Origin of the sequence: Asanoa ferruginea, from assembly GCF_003387075.1 — a bacterium.
GTDB lineage: Bacteria > Actinomycetota > Actinomycetes > Mycobacteriales > Micromonosporaceae > Asanoa > Asanoa ferruginea.
Map to the genome: position 1 here is coordinate 5,305,838 of NZ_QUMQ01000001.1, position 23,528 is coordinate 5,329,365.

The 23,528-nt window shown below is 71.4% G+C and carries 17 protein-coding genes; 11 read left to right on the plus strand and 6 right to left on the minus strand.

Going from position 1 to position 23,528, the window contains the following annotated elements:
* The first annotated feature begins 84 nt into the window (after positions 1 to 84).
* On the plus strand, positions 85 to 957 hold the full coding sequence (locus DFJ67_RS24940; RefSeq protein ID WP_170215962.1) for a LysR family transcriptional regulator: 873 nt from the start codon (positions 85 to 87) through the stop codon (positions 955 to 957).
* On the opposite strand, the gene DFJ67_RS24945 is transcribed toward DFJ67_RS24940, so the two are convergent.
* Together DFJ67_RS24945 and DFJ67_RS24955 are read right to left on the minus strand one after the other, a co-directional pair.
* Positions 954 to 2,219 carry a hypothetical protein gene (locus DFJ67_RS24945; protein WP_170215963.1) on the minus strand — a complete coding sequence of 422 codons (1,266 nt, stop codon included), beginning with the start codon at positions 2,217 to 2,219 and terminating at the stop codon, positions 954 to 956. The two genes, DFJ67_RS24940 and DFJ67_RS24945, sit on opposite strands and share 4 nt — an antisense overlap.
* The gene (locus DFJ67_RS24955; RefSeq protein WP_116070233.1) at positions 2,216 to 2,695 is read right to left on the minus strand and encodes a SigE family RNA polymerase sigma factor; all 480 of its coding nucleotides are present in this window, start codon (positions 2,693 to 2,695) and stop codon (positions 2,216 to 2,218) included. The genes DFJ67_RS24945 and DFJ67_RS24955 overlap by 4 nt, the downstream gene beginning before the upstream one ends.
* A 112-nt stretch (positions 2,696 to 2,807) precedes the next feature.
* Between DFJ67_RS24955 and DFJ67_RS24960 the strand changes: the two genes are divergently transcribed.
* Complete coding sequence (locus DFJ67_RS24960) at positions 2,808 to 4,025, plus strand: alcohol dehydrogenase catalytic domain-containing protein (protein WP_116070234.1); 1,218 nt, start codon at positions 2,808 to 2,810, stop codon at positions 4,023 to 4,025.
* A gap of 60 nt (positions 4,026 to 4,085) precedes the next feature.
* The gene (locus DFJ67_RS24965) at positions 4,086 to 4,520 is read left to right on the plus strand and encodes a hypothetical protein (RefSeq protein ID WP_116070235.1); all 435 of its coding nucleotides are present in this window, start codon (positions 4,086 to 4,088) and stop codon (positions 4,518 to 4,520) included.
* Here the strand turns inward: DFJ67_RS24965 and DFJ67_RS24970 are convergent.
* Positions 4,487 to 7,585, minus strand: coding sequence for an ATP-binding protein (locus DFJ67_RS24970; protein WP_116070236.1), 3,099 nt, complete (start codon positions 7,583 to 7,585; stop codon positions 4,487 to 4,489). The genes DFJ67_RS24965 and DFJ67_RS24970 overlap by 34 nt on opposite strands.
* Before the next feature lie 106 nt (positions 7,586 to 7,691).
* Between DFJ67_RS24970 and DFJ67_RS24975 the strand changes: the two genes are divergently transcribed.
* The 3 genes from DFJ67_RS24975 (at position 7,692) to DFJ67_RS24990 (ending at position 12,531) form a co-directional block, all read left to right on the plus strand.
* Positions 7,692 to 8,951, plus strand: a complete 1,260-nt coding sequence (locus tag DFJ67_RS24975) for a sensor histidine kinase (protein WP_203783199.1) — start codon at positions 7,692 to 7,694, stop codon at positions 8,949 to 8,951.
* Positions 8,948 to 9,622 carry a response regulator gene (locus DFJ67_RS24980; protein WP_203783197.1) on the plus strand — a complete coding sequence of 225 codons (675 nt, stop codon included), beginning with the start codon at positions 8,948 to 8,950 and terminating at the stop codon, positions 9,620 to 9,622. Before DFJ67_RS24975 ends, DFJ67_RS24980 begins: the two co-directional genes overlap by 4 nt.
* 545 nt (positions 9,623 to 10,167) lie before the next feature.
* Complete coding sequence (locus DFJ67_RS24990; RefSeq protein WP_170215964.1) at positions 10,168 to 12,531, plus strand: transglycosylase domain-containing protein; 2,364 nt, start codon at positions 10,168 to 10,170, stop codon at positions 12,529 to 12,531.
* A gap of 10 nt (positions 12,532 to 12,541) precedes the next feature.
* Here the strand turns inward: DFJ67_RS24990 and DFJ67_RS24995 are convergent, their stop codons facing one another.
* On the minus strand, positions 12,542 to 13,324 hold the full coding sequence (locus tag DFJ67_RS24995; RefSeq protein ID WP_116070238.1) for an alpha/beta fold hydrolase: 783 nt from the start codon (positions 13,322 to 13,324) through the stop codon (positions 12,542 to 12,544).
* Positions 13,325 to 13,395: 71 nt separating this feature from the next.
* Between DFJ67_RS24995 and DFJ67_RS25000 the strand changes: the two genes are divergently transcribed.
* The 4 genes from DFJ67_RS25000 to DFJ67_RS25015 all read left to right on the plus strand — a co-directional run bounded on the left by DFJ67_RS25000 (position 13,396) and on the right by DFJ67_RS25015 (position 21,228).
* Complete coding sequence (locus DFJ67_RS25000; protein ID WP_116070239.1) at positions 13,396 to 16,110, plus strand: helix-turn-helix transcriptional regulator; 2,715 nt, start codon at positions 13,396 to 13,398, stop codon at positions 16,108 to 16,110.
* Positions 16,111 to 16,140: 30 nt separating this feature from the next.
* The gene (locus tag DFJ67_RS25005; RefSeq protein WP_116070240.1) at positions 16,141 to 16,941 is read left to right on the plus strand and encodes an AfsR/SARP family transcriptional regulator; all 801 of its coding nucleotides are present in this window, start codon (positions 16,141 to 16,143) and stop codon (positions 16,939 to 16,941) included.
* A gap of 93 nt (positions 16,942 to 17,034) precedes the next feature.
* The gene (locus tag DFJ67_RS25010) at positions 17,035 to 20,592 is read left to right on the plus strand and encodes an NACHT N-terminal Helical domain 1-containing protein (RefSeq protein WP_116070241.1); all 3,558 of its coding nucleotides are present in this window, start codon (positions 17,035 to 17,037) and stop codon (positions 20,590 to 20,592) included.
* 84 nt (positions 20,593 to 20,676) lie between these two features.
* Complete coding sequence (locus DFJ67_RS25015; RefSeq protein WP_116070242.1) at positions 20,677 to 21,228, plus strand: dihydrofolate reductase family protein; 552 nt, start codon at positions 20,677 to 20,679, stop codon at positions 21,226 to 21,228.
* A 3-nt stretch (positions 21,229 to 21,231) separates the two neighbouring features.
* Here the strand turns inward: DFJ67_RS25015 and DFJ67_RS25020 are convergent, their stop codons facing one another.
* The gene (locus DFJ67_RS25020; RefSeq protein ID WP_170215965.1) at positions 21,232 to 21,579 is read right to left on the minus strand and encodes a VOC family protein; all 348 of its coding nucleotides are present in this window, start codon (positions 21,577 to 21,579) and stop codon (positions 21,232 to 21,234) included.
* 78 nt (positions 21,580 to 21,657) lie between these two features.
* Here DFJ67_RS25020 and DFJ67_RS42850 point away from each other — a divergent pair, with 78 nt between their 5' ends.
* Complete coding sequence (locus tag DFJ67_RS42850) at positions 21,658 to 21,795, plus strand: hypothetical protein (RefSeq protein ID WP_170215966.1); 138 nt, start codon at positions 21,658 to 21,660, stop codon at positions 21,793 to 21,795.
* A gap of 4 nt (positions 21,796 to 21,799) precedes the next feature.
* On the opposite strand, the gene DFJ67_RS25025 is transcribed toward DFJ67_RS42850, so the two are convergent.
* On the minus strand, positions 21,800 to 23,461 hold the full coding sequence (locus DFJ67_RS25025; RefSeq protein ID WP_116070244.1) for a cation:proton antiporter: 1,662 nt from the start codon (positions 23,459 to 23,461) through the stop codon (positions 21,800 to 21,802).
* Between the last annotated feature and the right edge of the window lie 67 nt (positions 23,462 to 23,528).

Below are 23,528 nucleotides of genomic sequence, written 5' to 3' on the forward strand. Positions count from 1 at the left end.
ACAACCGACGGTCGGGGCCGAACCTATTCAGCTCCAGCACACATGTTCGAGATGGTTTCCATCTCCGCGAGAGATACTGGCGGCATGGAGCTGCGAAACCTTCGGCACTTCGTCGCGCTCGCGGAGGAGCGGAGCTTCACCCGGGCCGCCGCGCGCGAGTTGATCGTGCAGTCCGGCCTGTCGACGTCGATCCGTTCGCTGGAGAAAGACGTCGGGGGACTGCTCTTCATCCGCGGCACCCGGCCGGTCCGGCTGACCGCGGCCGGCGACGCGCTGCTGCCGGAGGCTCGCCGGACACTGGCCGCGGCCGACGCTGCACGCCAGGCGGTGCAGCAGGTCGAGGGCGTGCTGTCCGGCCGATTCACGATCGGCACGATGGACAGCATCGGGCACACCCTGCCGTTCTCGGCCTGGCTGGCCGAGTTCGCTCTCGCGCACCCGGGCCTGGAGATCGTCGTCACGCAGCAGCCCGCGTTGCGGATGGCCGAACTGGTGGCCGGCGGCGAACTCGACTGCGCCCTGTTGCCCGCGACCCGCGACGCCGGCCTGACCGTCCTCCCGCTGATCTCCGAGCCGATCGTCCTCGCGTGCGCGCCCGGCCATCCCTTGGCCCGCAAACGCACGGTCCGGCTGGCCGACCTCGACGGCGAACGCTTCGTCGAGACACCGCCGGGCTGGGCGATCCGGGCCCTGATCGACGAGACGTTCGACGCCGCCGGCCTGAGCCGGCGGATCGCCTGCGAGGTCACCGACTGGACGACGGTCGTCGACCTCGTCGCGGCGGGCGTGGGCGTGGCACTGATCCCGGAAGGACTCAACTTCGCCCGCCTGCCGTCGCCGCGATTGATCCCGCTGGCCGACGCACACCTGGAACGCCGTTTGGATTTCGTCTATCCAGCGGGGCCCGCCGCGAGCCCCGCCACCCGACGTTTCCTCGCCGTGCTCGAAAGCCGCTAGGCGCCCCAACGGTCGATCACGTCGCGCGGCGGAGGGCCGTCATCGAGCGGACCGCTGGCGACCACCGTGCCGGCGGCGTCGAGCGCGTCGATCCGTGCCCGGAACCCGTCCTCCATCGGCAGGCTGGTCAGATCGACCGCGATGATGCCGATCCCGTCGGGCAGCGGACCGTCCACGATGGTGCGTCCGTCGAGCGTGATCCGGGCAGTCGCCGTGTTCCCGGGTGCGACCACGACCACCGCGCCGTCGATGTCGCGGGCGGCCGTGACCGGAGCACCGGCGAAGGGGTCGCTCATCGTGTGGAAGGGGTTCAGGGACACGCCGGCGTCGACCGCGCGCGCCAGGCACACCCACCATCCGCCGCCCACCGCGGGCGCGGCCAGCACCGCCGCTTCAGCGCCGTCGAGCGGCCCACCCCAGATCACCCGCGGCGACCGGAGTAGGCGGTCGCCCATCTGGTCGGTGAACGACCGGTAGGCGATGGCGAGGAGGTTCGGATCGACCGATCCGCGCGCGCCGCGCGTCGCATCCGCGGTTTCCGCCTCCAGGGCCGTCGCCAGCGGCTCGGCGCTCGACTTCACCTGCTCGACGCCTCGCGCCGGTGCCGCGTAGCGCACCACGCCGGCGCAGGTCGCCCGCCACCACTCGGCCGGCTGCGGCTCGATCCGGACCACGTAGGAGCCGGTCGGCGCCGGCTGCCAGGTGGTCGCCTCGGGCAGCGCGGCCGTGTCGATCTCACATCCGGCGGGGGCCAGGCCGACCCGGACTCCCGATGTCGAGGCATGGACGAAGGGGTTCTCGAGGGGCCCACCCACGACAGTTGACGCGGCCGTCAGCGCGGCGACTGTGGCGCCGCGCGGACCGGCCAGGAGCCGCAGCTCAGCCGATTTCGACACGACCACGATCCGGTGGTCGCCGACCTCGTCGGCCAGCAGCACCTGGGCGCCCTGCCCGACCTCGGCACGCAGTTCCGTGGTGAAGCTCTGGTCGCCTGCCAGGCTGCCGCGCGGCGGCGACGCGAGCAGCCGCTGGATCCAGTCGGCCCGTGAGGCCGGCGGCGGCGGGTCCACGTGATCGGCGGTCGAGGTGACCCCGCCAAAGGCGAACGCGGCGCCGATGGCGGCCACGACGGCGGCGGCGGTCCAACCCCACCGCCGGCTATCCCGCTTGCGTGACAGGAGGCGGGCCAATGGATCCGGCGCCGGGCGGACGTGCTCGACCGCCGCGGCCATCGCCTCCCGCACCTCGTGTTCCAGCGTCACGGCGTCATCGTCCTTTCCCCCAGCACCACGCGAAGGCGGGCCAGCCCGCGCGACGCCTGGCTCTTCACGGTTCCGATGGAGCAGTTCAGCGCGGCGGCGGTGTCGGCCTCGGACAGGTCGTCCCAGTAGCGCAGCACCACGACGGCCCGGGTGCGCGGCGGCAACGCGCGCAGCGCGTCGACGATCGCGTGCCGCTGCTCGACCTGGTGGACGCCGTCGCGAACACCGCGTTCGGGCAGCACGGCGTGCAGGATCTCCCGCGCGCCGTAACGCCGCCACACGCTCACGTGCAGGTTGACCATGGACCGGCGGATGTAGGGCAGCGGTTCGTCGATCGTCGACCACCGGCCCATCGCCTTCAGCAGGGCGGTCTGGAGCAGGTCCTCCGCCGCGTGCGTCGAACCGGTCAGCAGATATGCCGAACGCAACAGCTCGCTGTAGCGCAGCCTGACGAAGTCCGCGAAGTCTGTGGTCATCCCGCCCCCTCTCACCAGATTCGACGCGGGGACGGGCACAAAGGTTGATTGTTTGCCGCGCCCGGTCGCGGGTAGGCGGTCGAGATCAACGGGCCAGAGGGGGAGTGCTCCGATGAAAGCGGTGGTGTTTCACGGTTTGGGCGACATTGGGCTCGACGAGGTCGCCGAACCGGTGATCGAGGAGCCGGCGGACGCCATCGTCCGGATCACCACCGCCGCGATCTGCGGCACCGATCTGCATTTCATCCGGGGCACCGTTCCCGGCATGAAGCCGGGCAAGATTCTGGGGCACGAGGGTGTCGGCGTGGTCGAAGAGGTCGGCTCCCAGGTGCACAACCTCGCTCCCGGCGACCGGGTGGTCATTTCGGCGGTGCTCGGCTGCGGGTCCTGTTCCTTCTGCCGCGAGGGCCACTTCGCCCAGTGCGACAACATCAACCCGTACGGCCCGCGGTCGGGCACGGGCTCGCCGGGCTCGCCGGAGCAGCAGGGGCCGTTCAACGGGCTCCAGGCGGAGTACGCCCGCGTGCCGAGCGCGCACACCAACCTGTTCCGGTTGCCGGACTCGGTTTCCGACGCACAGGCGATCCCGCTGGCCGACATCTACCCGACGGGCTACTTCGGTGCGGTCATCGCCGACGTCTCCGATGGCAAGGTCGCGACGGTCTGGGGCTGCGGACCGGTGGGTCAGTTCGCCATCCGCTCGGCCTTCGAACGCGGCGCCGCCCGGGTGATCGCAGTGGACGGCCACGCCGACCGGCTGGAGTACGCCCAGGCCGCCGGCGCCGAAGTGATCAACTTCAACGAGGTCGACCCGGTCGACGCGATCATGGATCTGACCCTCGGGATCGGCGCCGACTGCGCGATCGACGCGGTCGGTGTCGACTCGGAGAGCGCGAAGTCCGGCCCGGCCGCCAAGCAGGCCCGCGGCCAGGACAAGATGCACCGCGACGAGGTGCGGGAGATCGCCCGCAAGAGCAACGAGCAGGACGGCCACTGGAAGCCCGGCGACGCACCGAGCCAGGCCCAGTCGTGGGCGATCGAGAGCTTGGCCAAGATGGGCACCCTCGGCATCGTCGGCGTCTACCCGATGGCCGACCGGTTCTTCCCGATCGGCACGGTGCTGGGCCGCAATCTCACCGTCAAGGCCGGGAACGGCAACCACCCCAGATACATCCCGAAGCTGCTGTCCATGGTGGAGTCCGGCGTGGTGAACCCGGAAGAGGTCCTGACACAGCAGGAACCGCTCGACGACGCACTCGCCGCCTACCGCGAGTTCGACCTGCGCAGCCCCGGCTGGCTCAAGGTCGCGTTGGAGCCCGCCACGACCTGACAGCCGGCGTGTCAGTGGCATGTCAGGTCGGTGTCAGGGCGGCCGCCGATCGTTGCCGGCATGCCCACCTTCGCCACCCCCGGCCCGATCCTCGCCACCGTCGTCGTCGCGGGCGCCCGGGTGCGGGTCACCGCCAGCGACCGCAGCGACACCGCCGTGCGCGTCGAACCCGTTGATCCCACCAACCCCAGGCACGTGAAGGTGGCTGCCCGGACCAGGGTCGATTTCGCCGCCGGTCGGCTGTCGGTCAAGACGACGACGTCGGGAGACAGCGGCGGCTCGGTCGTCATCACCATCGACCTGCCCACCGGTTCCGGCCTCGTGTCCTACCTGTCCCAGTCCGACGTCCACGCCGACGGTGTCTACGGCGAGTGCGAGGTGCACATGTCGTCGGGTCGGGTCCGTCTCGACCGGATCGCCACCCTGCGGGCCAACGTCGCCGGTGGGCAGGTCTGGATCGGTCAGTCGGCGGTGAGCGCGACCTCGACGAGCTGATGCCAGTCTGCCTGCGCGCCCTCCGCGGCCGCCTGCGCGAACGCCCCGTCGCCGAGGCGGCTGCGCGCTGCCTGCTCGATCCGGGCCGCGTCCGGGTGGGAGAGATCCGGCAGTCCGCGCACGGCGGCGCTGGCACCCAGCAGGCGCGCGGCCTGCTCCGGCTGGTCGCGGCGGAGCGCGACGTCGGCGACACCGACCAGGATCCCGGCGATCAGCGGCGCGTGCCCCGCCTCGGACGCGGCCGCTACGGCCGCCGCACGGCGGGTGCGCGCCTCGTCGAGATCGTCGGCGACGTAGCCGAGCAGGTCGTCGATTCCGGCCCGGACGTTCGACAGGTTCGCGTCGTCGCCCAGCAAGGTCGTCGCGACGCCGATCTGCCGGCGGGCCTCGCCGGCGTCGCCGGCCCAGTGCGCGAGGTCGGCCTTCGCGAAGGCCAACTCGGCCAGCGCGTGCGGCCAGGTGACCCGTTCGGCGTGGGCCTGCGCCTCCGCGATCGTCGCCGCGCTCGACTCCTGGTCGCCCAGTCGCCAGAACAACCGGGCCCGCTGGGCCAGCATCCGGATGACGTCTTCGACGGCACCGATCGGTGCGACCACCTCGATCGCCTGCTCGTAGTGGGCGCAGGCGGCGGCGAACTCGCCACGCATGGTCATCCGGTCCGCCAGCTCGGTCAGGGCGAAGGAGATCCCGAACCGTTCGCCGATGGCCCGGAACTCGACCAGCGCCAACTCCAGGCCGGCGTCCGCCTCCCGGCTGCCGTCGCCGAGCAGGATCCGCATCTTGCCGAGCTGGAGCCGGGCCAGCGCGCGCACCCACGGGTCGGGGTCTTCCAGCAGCTCTTCCCAGGCGGGCAGGAACGCGTCCGGCGCCTCCAGCATGCGTTCCAGCGGGACGACGAAACCCAGCAGCGGGTGCCGTTCCGTGACGCGCAGGCTCGACTGGTAGGCCCGGTGGATCCACTCGGCCACCTGGTGCTCGTCGGACCGACCCGAGGCCGCGAAGTGCACGACGAGGCCGTAGACGACGGCCCGGATGTCGTCGATCACCTCGCCGGGCGCTTCGGTGGCCGCGACGATCAGCTCGAGACCCTCGGTCTTGTGCCCGCTGAGCCACCAATACCAGCCGGCGCCCGCGGCGAGCCGCATCGCACCGGGCCCGTCGCCGGCCGCGAGGGCGGCGCGCATCGCCGCGCCGATGTTGTCGTGCTCGGCGTTGAGGATGGCGAGCCAGTGCAGTTGTTCCGCGCGGCGTAGGTAGGGATCCGCCGTCACGGCCAGTTCGGTGAAGTAGGCGAGGTGCGCCCGGCGGGCCAGCTCGGCTTCCCCGGCCTCGGCGAGCCGGTCGCCGGCGTACTCCTTGATCGTGCCCAGCATCCGGTAGCGCTCGCCGTCGGTGACCAGCAGCGACTTCTCGGCCAGCGAGGTGAGCAGCTCGAGCACGTCTTCCGGCTCGACCGAATCGCCGGCGCAGACCCGTTCGGCCGCTTCCAGGCTCGCACCGGCGGAGAACACCGACAGCCGGCGCAGGACCTGCCGCTCGGGGTCGGTGAGCAGGTCCCAGCTCCAGTCGACGACCGCGCGCAGGGTGCGGTGCCGGGGCAGCGCGGTGCGGCTGCCGCCGGTGAGCAGCCGGAACCGGTCGTCGAGCCGGTTGGCGAGCTGGTCGAGTGACATGGTGCGCAGCCGGGCGGCGGCCAGTTCGATCGCCAGCGGCATCCCGTCGAGGGCCCGGCAGACCCGCATCATCGTCGCCACCGTGTGTGCGTCGAGCACGAGATCCTTGCGCACCGCGACCGCGCGGTCACGGAGCAGTTGCACGGCGGGAGCCGACTCGTGGCCGCCGGCCAGCGGTTCGACGAGCCAGAGCGCCTCACCGGTGATGCCGAGCGGTTCCCGGCTGGTCGCCAGGATCCGCAGCCGCCGGCACTCCCCGAGCAGGCGATGGGCGAGCGCCGCCGCGGCCTCGATCACGTGCTCGCAGTTGTCGAGGACCAGCAGCATGTCGCGGTCGCGGATCGCGGTGATCAGGCGGTCGGCCGGCTCCGCGTTGGTCGCGTCGCCGAGCAGCGTGTCGCGCAGGCCCAGACCGGCGAGCGTCGCCTGCGCCACGTCACCATCGGCGCCGATGGCGGCCAGTTCGACCAGCCAGGCGCCGTCCGGCAGGCCGCCGAGCAGCGTGCGGGCGGTCTCGGTGGCCAGCCGGGTCTTTCCCGAACCGCCGGGGCCGATCAGGGTGGTGAGCCGATGGTCGGTGACGAGTTCGCGGACCGCCTCGATGTCCGCGTCCTTGCCGACGTAGCTGGTCAGTTCGGCCCGCAGGTTGGTCTTCCTGGTCTCCTCGCGCGGGCCGACCTCGCCGCGCAGCAGCGCGACGTGCAACGCCGACAGTTCCGGTGCGGGGTCGACGCCCAGCGCGTCGGCCAGCGCTTCCTTCGTCTGCTGGTAGACCTGGAGCGCCTCGCTGGCCCGGCCGGCGGCGGCCAGGGCCCGCATCAGCGCGGCGGCGAGCCGTTCCCGCATCGGGTGGGCGGCCACGAGATCGGTCAGTTCGGTGACCAGCGCCGCTCCGTGGCCGGCGTTGACCTCGGCGTCGAAGCGATCCTCCAGGGCGGCCAGGCGCAGCCCTTCGAGCCGGGTGGCCGCCGCCGCGAACGCACCGCTGTCGTCGAGGTCGACGCCCTGCATGGCCGCGCCGCGCCACAGGGCGAGGGCGGCGCGGAGCAGCCCGGGATCCTGGTCGGTGCGGGCCTGGCCGATGAGGCGTTCGAACCGCACGGCGTCGACGGCGTCGGGTTCGACCGCCAGCCGGTAACCGCCGGGTTGCGCCTCGACCACTCCCTGCGGCAGGGCCTTGCGCAGCCGGGAAACCAGGCGTTGCAGGGCGTTTCCCGCGTCGGCGGGCGGCCGCTCGCCCCAGATCCAGTCGACCAGCGTCGCGTTCGGGACCGTGCGACCCGGCTCGAGCGCGAGGGCGATCAGCAGCCCACGCAGCCGTGCGCCCGGCACGTCGGCCACGACGCCGTCGTCCGTGCGCACCTCGAACGGTCCGAGCATCCCGATCTGCACCCGGCAGATCCTGCCATGCGGGACAGGCAGGGCTGCTCCGGGCGGGGGGCCTGGCCTCCCCCGCTCGGGGGATTCGGCCGCGGGGTTCGTCCGGATAATCGGGCGGGTGGGCAGGCTGCGGAGCGTCCTCGACCGGGTCGCCGGCGCATCGCCGACGGCCGGCGGGAGCGTGATCGGGCGTACCCTCGCCGGGCAATCGATCTTGATCGCGGTCGTCTGCATGGCGGTCGACGGCGCGGGCGCGGCGATGACCGGCCTGCCGGTGCACTGGCCCGCCGGAGCGGCCCTCGCCGTGCTCGTCGTCGTGGTCGACGCGGCTCTCGCGCTGCCGGTCCGGCTGTCCGGCTGGGTGGCGACCGCGCACGCGGCGGCCGTCGTCGTCACCGCCGTGGTCGTGCGGATCACCGTCAACCTGCACGGCACCGGTGGCCACCAGATCTCGGTCGGGGAGAGCCACGTCGGCGCGCTGGTCGCCGGATACCGCGCCGGGGCGTGGTTGCGCCGCTGGCCCTCGCTGCTGTCGTTGGGCGCGCTGGTCGTCGGCATGGCCGCCAGTCGCTGCTTCCACCCCGGCGCGAGCGTGCTGTCGGTGGTCATGGTGGCGGCCACCAACGCCCTGCTGCCCTGGCTGGTCGGCCGCTACACCACGGGTCGCCGCGCCTACATCGACGAGTTGCAGCACCGCAGCGAAAACGAACGGCGCGACGCCGAGGCCGCGGTCGAGGCGGCCGTCTCCCGGGAGCGCAGCGCGATCGCCCGCGACCTGCACGACGTGATCTCCCACCACGTCAGCGCCATCGGCATGCACGCCGGCGCGGCCCGCCTGGGGTTGACCGCCCGCGGCACCGGTGACCGGGTGACCGGCTCGCTGTCGGCGGTGGAGGCGGCCAGCCGGGCCGCGATGGTCGACCTGCGCAAACTGCTCGACGTGCTGCACGGCACCTCCGACGGCGCAAACCAGCCGGGGCTGGCAAACCTAGACGAACTGGTCACCGGTGTACGCCCCGCGGGTCCCGCCGTTCGCCTGACCGTGCACGGTGGCTCGCGCCCGTTGCCCGGATCGCTCGACGTGGCGCTCTACCGTGTCGCGCAGGAGATGCTGACCAACGCGCTGCGGCACGGCGACGGCACCACGGTCGACCTGGAGATCCGCTACCGCACCGACGCGGTCACGGTGGCGGCGCGCAACGGGATCGGTCGGGGCGCGCGGGTCGCGGCGCTGGCCAGTGACGGTCGCGGGCTGGCCGGCATCCGCACCCGGGCGGCGATGTTCGACGGCAGCGTCAACTACGGCCCGGACGAGTCCCGAAAAAGATGGGAGACAAGCGTCACGGTGTCGACCGGATCCTTGGAAGGTGCCTCGTGACCCTGCGCATCCTGCTCGCCGACGACCACGCGATGTTCCGTTCGGGGCTGCGGGCCGTGCTGGAAACCCAGCCGGATCTGGACTGCGTCGCCGAGGTCGCCGACGGGCGGGCCGCCGTCACCGAGACCGCCCGGTTGCAGCCCGACCTGGCCATCCTCGACGTGCGGATGCCGAAGCTCGACGGCCTCAGTGCAGCGGAAACGATCCTGGCCGAGCCGGCGAACAGCACCCGCGTGCTGATGCTGACCACCTATGACAGCGACGAGTACGTCTATCGCGCACTGACCGCCGGCGCCAGCGGTTTCCTGCTCAAGAGCCTGCCGCCGGAGGAGATGGTGAGCGCGATCCGGGTGGCCGCGCGGGGTGACGCGGTGGTCGACCCGTCGGTCACCCGGCGGCTGGCGGCCCGGTTCGCCGCGGCGCTCGCGCCGGCCGTGCGCAACCCCGATGTAGCGCCCGGCATTGACCGGCTGACGGTGCGTGAGCGCGAGGTGCTGTTGCTGGTTGCCGCCGGTCACACCAATGCCGAGATCGGGGCTAGGCTCTACGTCGGCGACGAGACCGTGAAGACGCACGTGTCCCGGATCCTGGCAAAGCTTGGCCTCCGCGACCGCGTGCATGCCGCACTGTATGCATATCGTCACGGTCTGGCTCGCCCGGATACCGACTGACCGGCGGTGTCCCCCGAGCGGGGGAGGCTTCATCCCCGCTCGGGGTGACGAGATCGGCCGCCGCGCTTCCTAGCGTCGAGGCCGATCACGTTCCGCCCCGACCAAGGGAACTATCCATAATGGACCGAACGACTGCCCCGGACGACCCTGATCGGCGTTCTGGTCAGGATTCCGACCGGCGTGGCCCTCGGGGAACGGCGCCGAGCGGGCGCGCGTCGGTGGGCAGCGCCCGCGTGCCCGCACAACCACCCGGTCCGCGGGCGGGCTCGGCGCCGGTGGGCTCGGCTTCGGTGGGCTCGGCCTCTGTGGGTTCGGCGTCGGTCGGGTCGGCCTCTGTGGGTTCGGCGTCGGTCGGGTCCGCCTCTGTGGGTTCGGCGTCGGTTGGTTCCGCGCCGGTTGGTTCCGCCTCGGTCGGTTCGGCTTCCGTCGGTTCGGCTTCCGTCGGTTCGGCTTCGGTTGGCTCGGCTCGGGTCGGGCGGGCCACTGTTCCGGCGCCCGGTGCTCCGGCCGGCGGTGCCGCTGGTCGTGCGACCGTCGGGCGGGCGGTGGTCTCGCCGGGCGCGCCCGGCGGTCCCGGTTCGCCGCCCACGGGCCCGAAGGGTCCGCGCAGCCGCCGCGACAAAGACGGCCCCGAGGCACTAGCCCGGGCGAAACGGCGAAAGCGGATCAACTGGATCATCATCCCGATCGCGGTCGTCGTCATGCTCGCCGGCGCCGGTGTTGTGACCTTCACCTGGTATTCGACGAAGGTGCCCACGCCGGAGAGCATCATCCCGCCGTCGGCCACCACGATCCTCGCCGCCGACGGCTCCACCATCGCCAAGCTCGGCTCGGCCAACCGGGAGCTCGTCGCCGCCAACAAGATCCCGGATTTCCTCCAGAAGGAAGTGGCCTCGGCGGAGGATCGCGGGTTCTTCTCCCGCAAGGGCGGCGTCGACTACGCCGGCATCGTGCGCGCGGCGCTCAACAACGTCAAAGGCGGCGACAAGCAGGGTGCCTCGACGATCACCCAGCAATACGCCCGCAAGGCCTACGACGGGCAGCAGTCCTACGGCAACCTGACCGCCGACAGCTACACCCGGAAGGTCAAGGAGGCGGTCCTCGCCTCGAAGCTGGCCAAGCAGTTCGACGCGCCGACGATCATGTCGCGCTATCTCAACATCATCTACTTCGGCCGCGGCGCGTGGGGGATCCAGGCGGCGTCCCGGGCCTACTTCGGCAAAGACGTCGACAAGCTCAACGTGGCCGAGGGCGCCGTGCTCGCCGGTGTGATCAAGCAGCCCGACCCGGACGCCGTCACCGGTCACAAGGGCTACGACCCGGCGGTCAACCCGGCCGACGCCCAGGCCCGCTGGAACTACGTCCTCGACGGGATGGTCGAACAGGGCTGGCTCAAGCCGGCGGACCGCCCGACGGCATACCCCAAGTTCCTCAAGCCCAACGACAAGGCCTGCACCATCGACTGCGGGGTGAACACACCGGAGGGCAACGTCATCAACTACGTCAAGGAGGAGATGGCGGCCATGAAGCTCTGCGACCTGAAGAAGGATCCCGCTTCGACGAAGCAGAGCTGCTCCGACGCGCTGCAGAGCGGCGGCTACCGGATCAAGACGACCATCGACCCGAAGATGCAGGCGGCAGCCGAGGCGGTGGCACAGCGCTCGAAGAAGGGTTCGGAGATCAACGGGCAGCCGGCCAACCTGCAGGCCGCGGTGGTGGCGATCGATCCGCCGACCGGGCGGGTGCTGGCCTACTACGGCGGTGACAACGGCACGGGCACCGACTATGCCGGCAAGAACACCGACGCCGCCGGCAACATCACCGGTGGCCACCCGCCAGGCTCGACCTTCAAGGTCTACACGCTGGCCGCGGGCCTCAACGCCGGGGTCTCGCTGGACTCGCACTGGAAGGGCAACCCCTTCACGATCGAAGGGACCCAGATCCACGTCCAGAACGCCGGTCGTACGCCCGGAAACAACGTCTCGTTGAAGACCGCGACGCTCCAGTCGTACAACGTCCCGTTCTATTACATGACCATGAAGATCGGCACTGACAAGGTCATCGACATGGCGCACCGGGCCGGCATCTCCACGATGTGGGCCACCGACCATCAGGAAGCCGTCAACCTGGCGGCGAAACCCGCGGCCGACCTCACGCCCTCGCCCTTCTTCAGCGGCATCACCGGCTACGGCCAATACCCGATCACGGTGCTCGACCACGCCAACGGCATGGCGACCATGGCGCAGCGCGGCATCTACAACAAGGCACACTTCGTGACCTCGGTGTCCCAGAACCAGCAGGGCCAGTGGGTGTCCGTCGGCGGCGAGAAGCTCGACCCGAAGCAGACCATCAGCCAGGAGGTCGCCGACAACGTCAGCCTGGTGCTGCGCGACTACCCGGCGACGGTCCACCACGTGCTCGCGGACGGGCGGCCGTCCGCCGAGAAGACCGGCACCTGGGAGCTCAACTCGAAGAGCTCCGAGAACGGCGACGCGTGGATGGTCGGCTACACACCGCAACTCGCCACCGCGGTCTGGGTGGGCAACAAGGCTGACGCGAAGCCGTTGCGAACGAAGGGCGGCACGAGCATCAGCGGTTCCGGCCTGCCGGGCGAGATCTTCGAGCGGTTCATGAACACGGCGCTCAAGGGCAAGCCGGAGATGAAGTTCCCGAGCGGCGTGCAGCAGATCGGTGACCCCAACTCCGGCAACGGCGAGGCGCCGCCCCCGCCGCCGCCGGTGCAGCCCGGTCAGCCGCCGACCTGCCCCGATCCGCAAAACCTGCTGTGCCTCCTCAACGGCAACAACGGCGGCGGCAACAACAACGGCGGCGGCAACAACGGCGGCGGCGGAAACAACGGTGGCAACAACGGCGGCGGTGGCAACGGCGGGCCCGGCGGGCCCGGCTGAGCCCCGTCCGCTAGCGGGCGGCGCGCTTGATGAGGTCGGCGGCCGCTGCCGGCTGCGAGATCATCGCGACGTGTGAAGCGCCGACCTCGCGGATCTCCGCACCGGCCCGGTGCGCCATGAAGCGCTGGGCCGCGGCGGGGAGCACGCTGTCGTCGCGGGCCACGAGATACCACGACGGGATGGTCTTCCAGGCGGGTGCGCCGGACGGTTCGCCGAGCGTGCGCGCGTCGGCGGGCCGCTGGCCGGCCCACATCAGGTCGGTGGTCGACCGCGGGAGGTCGCCCGCGAAGACGCCGCGGAAGAACTCCTTCTTGATATACCCGTCGACCAGGCCGGTGTCGTAGGGGCGGAAGTCGAGCGCCGCCTCGTTGAGCTTGCTGCCCGGGAACATCGTCTGCATGCCCAGCAGCGTCTCGCCCTGGTCGGGGGCGAACGCCGCCACGTAGACCAGCGCCCGCACGTTGGGGTTGCCGGTTGCCGCGTTGGTGATGACGATCCCGCCGTAGGAGTGTGCGGCGAGCACGACCGGGCCGCTGATGGTGGCCAGGATGCTGGCCAGGTAGGCGGAGTCGGTGGACACACTGCGCAGCGGGTTGGCCGGTGCGATGACCGGGTAGCCGTCGCGGATGAGCTTGGCCGCGACGTCGTTCCAGCCCGAAGCGTCGGCGAACGCGCCGTGCACGAGCACGATGGTCGGCTTGGGTCGCGAGTGTGCCTGCGCCGGCGTTGCGAACAGTGCGCCGGTTGCGGCGGCGGCGGTGCCGGCCAGCAGCGTACGGCGGGTTGTCGTCATGGAATTGGTCCCCTTCACGCATCTGTTACGAGTCGGGGTCAGCGTAGGAATGGGCACTTGACGAGCACTGAATGAAGCCGTTCCGTGGAGCCCGCGGCCGGCTGATCATGTTGCAGTATTGGCGGGTGGCACGGATGATCGGGCGGGGCGGCGAGATCGGCACGCTCGAGACCCTGCTCGACCACGCGGTCGACGGCCGCGGCGCGGCGCTGGTGCTGCGCGGTGAGGCCGGGATCGGCAAGTCCGCGCTGCTCGAGCACGCCGTCGACGCCGGCCACGAACGCGGCATGCGGGTGCTGAGTGTGACCGGGGTGCAGGCCGAGGTGCAGTTTCCCTACGCCGGGCTCGACCATCTGCTCCGTCCACTTAGGAGGGCGTTGGAGAGCACCGGTTCGCCGTACCGGATGGCGGTCGAGGTTCTGGAACTGCTCGGCGACGCCGACCTTCCGGTGCTGCTCGCGATCGAAGACGCGCACTGGCTCGACTCCGCCAGTTGGGAAACGCTGACGTTCCTGTGCCGGCGGGTCGAGTCCGACCGGATCGCCGTGGTCATGGCGGTGCGCGAGGGTGAGGACATCGACCGGCGGCTGGCGGCGGCCGGGATTCCGGAACTGCGGCTGGAGCCGTTGCTTCCGGCCGACGCCGGGACGTTGCTGGACCGGACCGCTCCGGGGCTGACCCCGGCGCTGCGGTCGCGGGTGCTGGCGGAGGCGGCCGGCAATCCGCTGGGGCTGGTCGAACTCGGTGGCGCGGTCGCGCGTTCGGGCAGTTCCGCTCTGCTGCCATCGTCGCTGCCGCTGAGCACGCGGGTGGAGCAGACCTTCGGCGGCCTGGTCGCGGAACTGCCGCCGCTGACCCGTGAGCTGCTGCTGATCGCGGCGTTGGACGACGGCGGCAACCTCGACGAGATCCTGGCTGCCGCGGCGATCCTGACCGGTGGCGAGGTGCCGACGGACGCGATCCAGCCGGCGGTGGCGGCGCGCCTGGTCAGCGTCGACGAACAATACGAACTGCGCTTCCGGCACCCGCTGCTGCGATCGGCACTCCGCCAGCAGGCCGCGCCGGGAAACCGCCGCCGGGTGCACGCCGCCCTCGTTGAGGTGCTCGCCGACAGCCCGGCACGCCTGCTGTGGCACCGGGCGTCGGCCGTGCCGGGGCCCGACGAGGCGCTGGCCCGGGAGCTGACCGAAGCCGCGGTCGGTGGCGGGGAGCGGCAGGCGGTGGCGTTCGCGCTCGCCGCGATCAACCGGGCGGTCCAACTCAGCCAGGACCCCGCCGCTCGGGCCAGGCGACAGGGCGTCGCCGCCCAACTGGCCTATGACCAGGGCGACTCGCATACGGTCCGGCGGCTGATGAACGAGATCGACCTGAACGCGCTGCGACCGGCCGACCAGGCGCGGCTGACCTGGCTACGCGAAGCGGTGTTCCAGAGCGCGTGGTCGGGAGACGACCGGCTGCTGACCTACGCGAACGCGGTAGACACGATGCGTCGCGACGGCGAGGTCGGCGACGCCGTCGCGGCGCTGACCGAACTCGGGCTGCGGATCTTCTACTCCAGTGCGTCCGGTCCGGTCCGCGAGCGGTTCACGGAGGTCACGCTCGCCTGCGGTCTCGCCGCCGACGATCCGCGGCTGACCTCCCTGTTGCTGCTGTTCGACCCGGTCGAGCACGGCGCCACCGGGCTGCGCCGGCTGAGCGAGTTCGTGCACCGGGTCGACCTGCCGGCGACCCAGCGCTTTGACCTGGCTGTCGCCACGTTCGCGGTCGGCGCATTCGGCATCGGTCGGTCGCTGGCGCTGTCCGCGGCCGCGGACCTGCGCGCCCAGGGCCGGATCGGCACGCTCGCCTCGACGCTCAACACTGCCGCATCCGCCTCCCTGGAGTTGGGCGACGTCCGGGCGGCCCTGCCGCTGGCCGCGGAGGGCGTGGCACTGGCCGAGGAGACGGCACAGCCGACGTGGGTGCTGGGCGGCAGGCTCATCCTGGCGCGCGCGGAGGCGCTGCGCGGCGACGTCGCCGCGGCCCGGCACCGGGCCGACGCCGCCGAGCAGGTGCTCCTCGCCGCGCACCGGCTACCCATGTTGGCCTTGGTGCAGCGGGCGCGGGGCCTCGCCGCACTCGCCGAGGGCCACGCCGACGACGCGTTCCGGCAACTGTTCCGGATCTTCGACCCGGCCGACAGCGCCTACTTCCCGAACTATCACCTGCACGCGCTCTCGGACCTCACCGAAGCGGCCGTCCTCGGCGGCTTCCAGGAGGAGTTGCGGCCGGTGGTGTCGGACCTCGAGGCGGTCGTCGAGCGGAGTCACTCGCCCGCGCTGCGGGTCGCGCTCGGTTACGCCCGTGCGGCGCTCAGCGGTGACTACGCCGGCGCGCTGGCCGTCGACCTGACCGGTTGGCCGTTCGAGCGGGCCCGGCTCCAGCTCACCTACGGCGCCGCGCTGCGCCGGTCCTACCGCGTCACGGAGAGCCGGCCGCTGCTCCGGGCCGCCGCGGGCACCTTCGACGCGCTCGGCACCACGCCGTGGGCCGACCGGGCCCGCGCCGAGTTGCGCGCGACGGGGGAGACGCGGCGCAAGCCGATGGACGCCCTCGCCGCGCTCACCCCGCAGGAGCAGCAGATCGCCCGGTTGGCCGCGGAGGGTCTGAGCAACCGCGAGATCGGCGAGCGGCTGTTCCTGTCGCCGCGGACGGTCAGCACCCACCTCTACCGGATCTATCCGAAAATCTACGTCAGCTCGCGCGCGGAACTGGCCCGGAGGATTACGTCATCCGACGTAGTCTGAGCCGGCTACCGGCCGCCTAGCGTCGACGGCATGACCGACCCGGTGCGGCTCCAGATTCTCGGCCCGTTGCGGGTGTGGCGCGCGGATACCGAAATGGACGCCGGGCCACCACAGCAACGGTGTCTGCTGGCGTTTCTGCTGGCCCGCGAAGGGCACGCGGTCGGCATGAACGAGCTGATCGAGGTGCTCTGGGGCCACGCACGGCCCGCGACCGCCGCCAACATCATCCAGAAATACGTCGGTGGGCTGCGCCGGCTCCTCGAACCCGGCCTGGCGCCGCGGGCTCCGGGTGCGTTCCTGGCGCGGCACCGCAACGGATACCGCTTCACCGCCGGACCGCAAACCCTCGACCTCGTCCTGTTCCGGCAACTGGTCGCGGAGGCGAAGGCGCACGCGGGTCAGGACGAACTCGGCGCGGCCCTGGACCGCTACGACAGCGCGTTGCGGCTCGTCCGCGGCCCCGCCGGCGAGGGCCTGGCCGATACGCCGGCGGCCCGGGCCGCGTTCGCCCGCCTCGACGGAGAGTTCCTCGACGCGGTGCTCGCCGCCGCCGACATCGCCGGCCAGGTCGGCCGCCCGGCGCTGCTCGTCGAGCCGCTGCGGCGCGCGGCGGACCTGGACCCGCTCAACGAGATCGTCCAGGCGAGCCTGGTGACGACGCTGGCGGCCGCCGGTTACCGGGCCCGGGCGCTGGCGGCCTACCGGTCGGCCTGTGAGCGGCTCGTCGAGGAACTGGACATCGAACCGGGACCGCACTTGGAGGACGCCTACCGCCGGGTGATGGGCGCGTGTCGAGTCGCGTGCATTCGGGGCTGCCCTCGCGGTGATTAGTTCGACTGATTTCATTCCGCGAACGATCATCCGATTGTCCACTTAGCTTTCTTCGGATAGAACGGAGAAGTCCCTTTCCCGAGGGGGAGCTGAGTGAGCAAACCGCGCCACGAGAGTCTCGCGAAAACGATTGTCTTCTCCGCGTTCAAGCTCCTTTTCCCCAGCTCCGCCGATCGCATCGACTCGATCCGCGACATCAGTTCCGCCATTACGGGTCTCGACAAGAACAGTCGGGCGGCCCGGGCCCTGCCGCGGCGGCTGGAGGAGGCGGCCGACCACATCGCGCTGCGGCTCGAGCGGATCGATGCCGTCGAGTTCCCCGACCTCGACGAAGACGCACGTGACCTGGCGGTGGAGGGCGTCGTGGCGGCGCTGAAGGCCGTCGACCCCACCGTCGAGAGCTTCGTGCGCGACGCGGTGACCGAGGAGACCATCTACGAACAGTTGCGCCCCGAGGCGCGCAAGGCGTGGCAGCGGGCCGACCTCGGCGACGCCGCGGTCCGCTACGGCGGCATCTTCCTCCGGGAGGCCTGCGCCTATGTCGTCGGCATGGTCCGCGACCTGCCGGGGTTCGACAGCGAGGTGGTCTGGGAGACCTACATCGCCACGCACACGCTCGACGTCATGCTCGAGGCGGCGATCGGGAATGTCGTCCTGCCGCAATATCGCGCCGACGCGTTGCCTGCGGAGAGCCGGCTGGAGGCCGCCTACCGCACCGACATCGTCACGGAATACAAACACGCCGAGCTCATCGGTCTCGATCTCCCGGCCGAGCTGCGCCGGCAGCCGGTGCGGGTCGCCTACATGCGGCTGCGCTCGACGTCACCGCGGGTGCCGGCCCAGGCCCACGGCGGCGGCGAGGTCGTCGACCGGGATGCCCTACAGGTCGACGCGACGTTGGGCCGCGCGGTCAAAGCGGCGGCCAAACGCGGCAGCGACGGCGTCCGCATCCTGCTCACCGGCACGGCCGGATCGGGCAAGACGACGATCACCCAGTGGCTCGCCATCACGCTGGCCGAGCAGCGGGTTCCCGCGACGCTGTCGCACCTGCAAGATTGCGTGCCGGTCGTCGTGCAACTGCGCCACGTGCACAACGGGGGCGCCATCCCGTCCTACGCCAGCATGGTCCGGGCCTCGGCGCACCGCGCCAACCCGGAGCTGGTCGGCTGGATCGAGAAGAAGCTCGACGCCGGCCGCGCCGTCGTCATCTTCGACGGCCTCGACGAGCTGGCGCCACACGACGTGACCGCGACCACCAAGTGGATCGAGAAGGTCATCGCCGCCCACCCCGCGGCGCACTACGTCGTCACCTCGCGGCCCGACAACATCGACTACCGGCGGTTCGCGACGCACGGCTTCCAGCAGCTCAGCCTGCTCGACACGACGCCGGCCGAGGCACAGGAGTGCGTCCGTCGATGGTTCAAGGCGCTGATCAGTGCCAGCGCGGCCGACGACCGGGGCAAGTATGTCGAGCGCCGCGACCAGCTCCTGGTCGACCTGCGGACCAACCGCAACGTCATCGACCTCAGCAAGACCCCGCTGTTGTGCGCGATGCTGAGCGCCCTCTACGCCAACCGGCTCTCCGGCGCGGCGCCCGACAGCCGGGTCGACCTCTACGACCGGGTCGTCACCACCCTGGTCGATCTCCGGGAGCGGGGCAAGAAGGTCCCGCTCGGCGAGTTCCAGCTCGCACCGCGGGAGAAGCTGCTGCTCCTCCAGTCGCTGGCGGCGTTCATGAGCGTGCAGTCGAAGGCGACGATCCGGCTCCGGCCGCTGTCCCGGTTGGTCGCGCTCGGCGCGGTCGCCGAGTTCGACGCGCGGATCGTCGGCAACATCACCGAGCCGACCGCCCTGGAGGTGCTCGACTCGGAGCTGAAGGGCATGGTCGCGGTCCGGATGTCGGGCCTCGAGGTGCTCGACCACTTCCTCGACCGCAGCGTGGTGTTCCAGCGCATCGGCGACAACCAGGGCCATTTCGTGCACCGGTCGATCCAGGAGTTCCTGACCGGCCGCGCGTTCGGCTACCGCGGCGACGTCGAGGGCCTGCTGCGCAAGGTCGACTCCCAGGAGTGGCGGCGGGTGGTCGCGTTCGCCGCGGGCACCGCGGGCCAGCGCGACTTCGCGACGCGGCTCGTGCGCCGGCTGCTGGCGACGGCGAGGCCCGCGGTCGGCTCCTACCGCGACATCCTGCTGCTGGCCGCCGAGTGCGTGACCGCGGCCGGGCAGGTCGACCCCGAGGTCGCGGAGGCGGCGCGCACGGCGGTGTCGGTCGTGCTGCCGCCCCGTTCGGTGGCCGAGGCCGACCTGCTGCCCGGCCTTGGCGAGGCGCTGCTGCCCTGGCTCGAGGTCCGCGACGGCATGTCGGCGGCGGTCATCGAGGCCTGCGTCGCGGCGGCGGCGAGGGTGGGCGGCCCGGCGGCGCTGACCACAATCGGGCGACACAGCCAGTCGGCGCTGGGGCACGAGGTCGCCAAGGTGTTCGTCGACAGTTGGGGCTTCTTCGACGCGTCGGCGTACGCGATGAAGGTTCTGCGCAATGTCGATCTTCGCCAGCGGTTGGTGCCGTTGCGCACGGCCGACCAGCTCACGGCGGCCGCCACCATCCCCACGCTGGTCTCCGCGCGGGTGGAGACCGACCTCGGCCGGCCCGACCTCACGTTCGTCGCGCCGCTGCGCGAACTGCGCGACCTCGACGCACAGCAACTGCCCAACCTGCGCTCCGCTGCCGGCGTCGGGTCGCTGACCCGCCTCCGGCGGCTCAACCTCAGCCGTTGCCCGCACCTCGCCGACATCTCCGCGATCGCCGACCTGCACGCGCTGCGCGACCTCTACCTCAACGAGTGCCCGGAAATCGTCGACCTCACCGCGATCGGCGGCCCGCGCGGCCTGCGGGTCCTCTGCGTCGACGGCGCGGTCGGTGTCACCGACTTCTCCGTCATCGCCGGGCTGTCGGCGCTGACCACCTTGTCGGTCACCGACTGCGACCTCGGCTCGCTCGACGTCTGCGCCGGCCTGCCCCAGTTGCGCACGCTGCGGGCCCGCACCGCCAAGGGCGTCAGCGACGTCGAGGCGATCGGCGCGTGCGGCGAGTTGCGCCGCCTCGAACTGCGGCTGGCAGACGGCGCCGCGCTGCCGAAACTGCCGCCGTCGCTGACCTCGGTCCGCCTGTCGGGCCAGACCACCGCGGAGGCGTTCACCCGGCTGGCGTCGCTGCCCGACCTGAGGCACCTGGCCGTCTACGGCGCGGCGGCCCTCGACTCGATCGCCGCCGTCGGCGGCCTCCCCGGTCTTGTCGAGCTGTGCGTCACCGGCGCCACCAAGTTGCAGACGGCGGCCGGGCTGCGGGAATGCCGCTCGATCGAGGTCCTCGACCTGAGCGGCGCCGGCATCTGGAACCTCGACTTCCTGGAAGGAATGCGGGAACTGCGGCGGGTCACCCTCGACCGGTGCACGTCCCTCAGAGACATCTCGGGCCTCCACGGCCTGCCGAAGCTCGAACACGTCAGCATGACCGGCGGCGTGCAGGGCGTCTCCGACGACGCGGTCCTGCGTCTGCGCCAGGCGGCGGCAGCACCGCTGTCGGTCGACCACGACCCGTTCCCCGACCTCTACGACCGCCCCTACGACCCGTCGGATTACGACACCGGCTAGGTCCTGTCGAATCGGCGCGGTCGACTCCGACGTTCCTGGTGAGGGCGCCCGAACGGGACGCCGCAGACATAGGGGAGCGGAGCGATGAGCAAGATCGTGTGGGACGTGTCGATGTCCCTGGACGGGTTCACGGCCGGACCCAACGTCCGGGAGGCGGAGCCCATGGGCGACGGCGGCGAAGGGTTGCACGAATGGATGGCCGTCGACGTCGACACGCATCGTGAGGTCTCCGCGTCGGCGGGCGCGACGATCATCAGCCGGCGCACCTTCGACCTCGGCTTGCCCCATTGGGGTGGCACACCCTTTCCCGGCGTCCCCAGCTTCGTGGTCACCCACCGCACCCGCGAAGACCTGGTCGGCGACAACGGCGGGGTGTTCGCCTTCGACGGACTGGAGGCCGCGGCGCGGCGGGCGAAAGACGCCGCGCGGGGCAAAGACGTGCTGGTGCTCGGTGCGCACGTCGCCGGGGCGTTGCTCGGGGCGGGGCTCCTCGACGAGGTCCGCCTCCACCTCGTACCCCTGCTGCTGGGGCAGGGCACGTCGCTGTTCGCCGGCGCGCGCGCCGAGCTGATCCAGGAGGGCCCGCCCGTCACCGGCGCGGTGACCCACCTGCGCTACGCCGTGCGGAAGCCTTGACGCCTATGCCTGCACGAAGCCCAGCTCGTTGCCGTCGGGGTCGCGGATCGTGAACTTGCGCGACCCGTAAGGCGTGTCGAAGAGCGGCTCGACGACGTCGGCGGAAGGGCCCAGCCGGGCCCACCACGCGTCGACGTCGTCGACCTCGAAGTTGAACCGCGCGCCGGCCGGCACCGGTTCGTAGCGGCCGACGGCGAATTGTGCGGCACCCACGTCGAAATGCGCGTAGGTCGGGTTCTCCGGAGGCCAATGACCCTTGGCGGGAACGCCCAGGAGGTCCTCATACCAGACGATGGCCGCATCAAGGTCGCGCACATTGACCCGCACGTGGGTCAGGCGGGGACGGTCCACCGGGGCACAGTAGCCCACGGCCCGACGTTGCCGACTACAGTGATGGGCGCGCTACCGACCGCACGTGAAGGGGCGATCATGGCTGAGAAGTCGAAACAAAAGGGCGACGCTAAGAAACCGGCGGAAAGGTCGCTGAAGGAAAAGCGCGCCGCGAAGAAACTCAAGGCCGGTGACCGCGCCGACCACAACTCGAAGATTCCGCCCAGCGGCCGCTGAAAACCTAGCCGGCGAGCCGGCCGCGCATCTCGATGGTGATTTCGGAGGCATCGAGGTTGGCCAAGGCGGTTTCCAGCACGTCCGCGTCGAAGGTGCCGTTGTCGCGGGCGTCGAGCAGCGCCGACCGCTGCGCCGCCAGCACCGCGAGCCGCGTCCGCTTCGCCGCCTCGAAACCCTCTGGCGTCGGATCGCGGCCGGCGTAGGCGTCCGGCACGCTCTCCGCGCTCGTCTTCAGCAGGTCGAAGAGCCGGTCGCGCTCCTGCTTGCCCTGCTCGTCGAGCGCGGCCCGGTCGACGTCGGCGGTGATCGATCGCACCAGCGGCCCGATCGTGCCGCCCTGCACGAGCAGTGACAGCACCGCGACCGCGAAGGCGACGAGCACCAGCACCGACCGTTGCGGAGTGTCGGCGGGGAGCGTCTGCGCGGCCGCGACGGTCACCGCTCCGCGCATGCCGGCCCACACGACCACGAGCCCTTCGCGCCACTGCAACGGCTCGCGCCGGAAGTATTCGATGTCGGCGAGCCCGCGCGTGATCCGCACGGTGAAGCGTTCGAGGTCGCGCTCCGAGACCTTGAACAGCGGCCGCGCGTTGAGCTCGTCCAGCGTCTCCTGCTTCCCCTCCGAGGTGCTCATCCGTTCCCGCATGTCGAGGAGGCGGGTCTGCAACCGGTCGGTGCGCCGGGACAGCCCGTGCAGGACGCGCAGCAGCGGCGCGATGTAGGCGGCCCGCACCAGAATCGTCAGCGCGAGCGCACCGACGGCGACGAGCACGGTCGTCCCGACGCCGACGTCGACGGCTGACACGATCGAGGTGAGCTGCACGCCCATCGTCAGGAACACCGCGCCCTCGAGCACGAGTTCGACGGTGCGCCAGTTCTGCGAGTCGGAGAGGCGGTTCTGCGGCGACAGTTCGCGCGGTGCGCGGATGCCCGTCACGATCCCGGCGACGACGGCCGCGACCAGGCCGGAGCCGCCGAGCAGCCCGGCGGGCACTGACGCGATGAACGGCACCGCGAACGAGATGACCGTGTTGACCGTCGGGTCGGTCACCCGCCGCCGCACGATCAGGTGGAGCCGGCCGACGAGCCAACCGATCAAGACCGCGATGGCAACGGAGTACGCGAACCGCCCGACCGAGCCCCACAGCGAGAACGACGCGGCGGCCGCGACGACCGCGGTGCGCAGCAGCACCAGCGCGGTCGCGTCGTTGAGCAGGCTCTCCCCGTCGAGCATCGCCGCGACGCGTTTGGACACCGCGGTCTGCTTGATGATCGACGTGGCCACGGCGTCGGTGGGGCTGACGATCGCGCCGAGGGCCACGCCCCAGGCGAAGCCGAGCCCCGGGATGACCAGCATGAAGAAGAGCCCGAGGGCGAGCGCGCTGCCCACCACCAGGAGCACGGACAGGCCGCTGATCGCGCCGAACTCGCGGCGGAAGTTCATCGCCGGCATCGACACCGCCGACGAGTAGAGCAGCGGCGGCAGCACGCCTTCGAGGATCAGCTCGGGCTCGATGTGCACCGCGCCGAAGGCCGGCAGAAAGCTCGCGGCGACGCCGATCGCGACCAGCACGAGCGGTGCCGCGACGCCCAGGCGAGGACCGAACACCGTAGCGGCGGCGATCACCACGAGCCCGGCGACGGTCACGGCGAGCAGCTCGGTCACGAACCCAGACTGGCACCAGTCGATCTTCGTGTCGACCCGTAGCCCCGTCAGCCGCGTCGGTCCACAA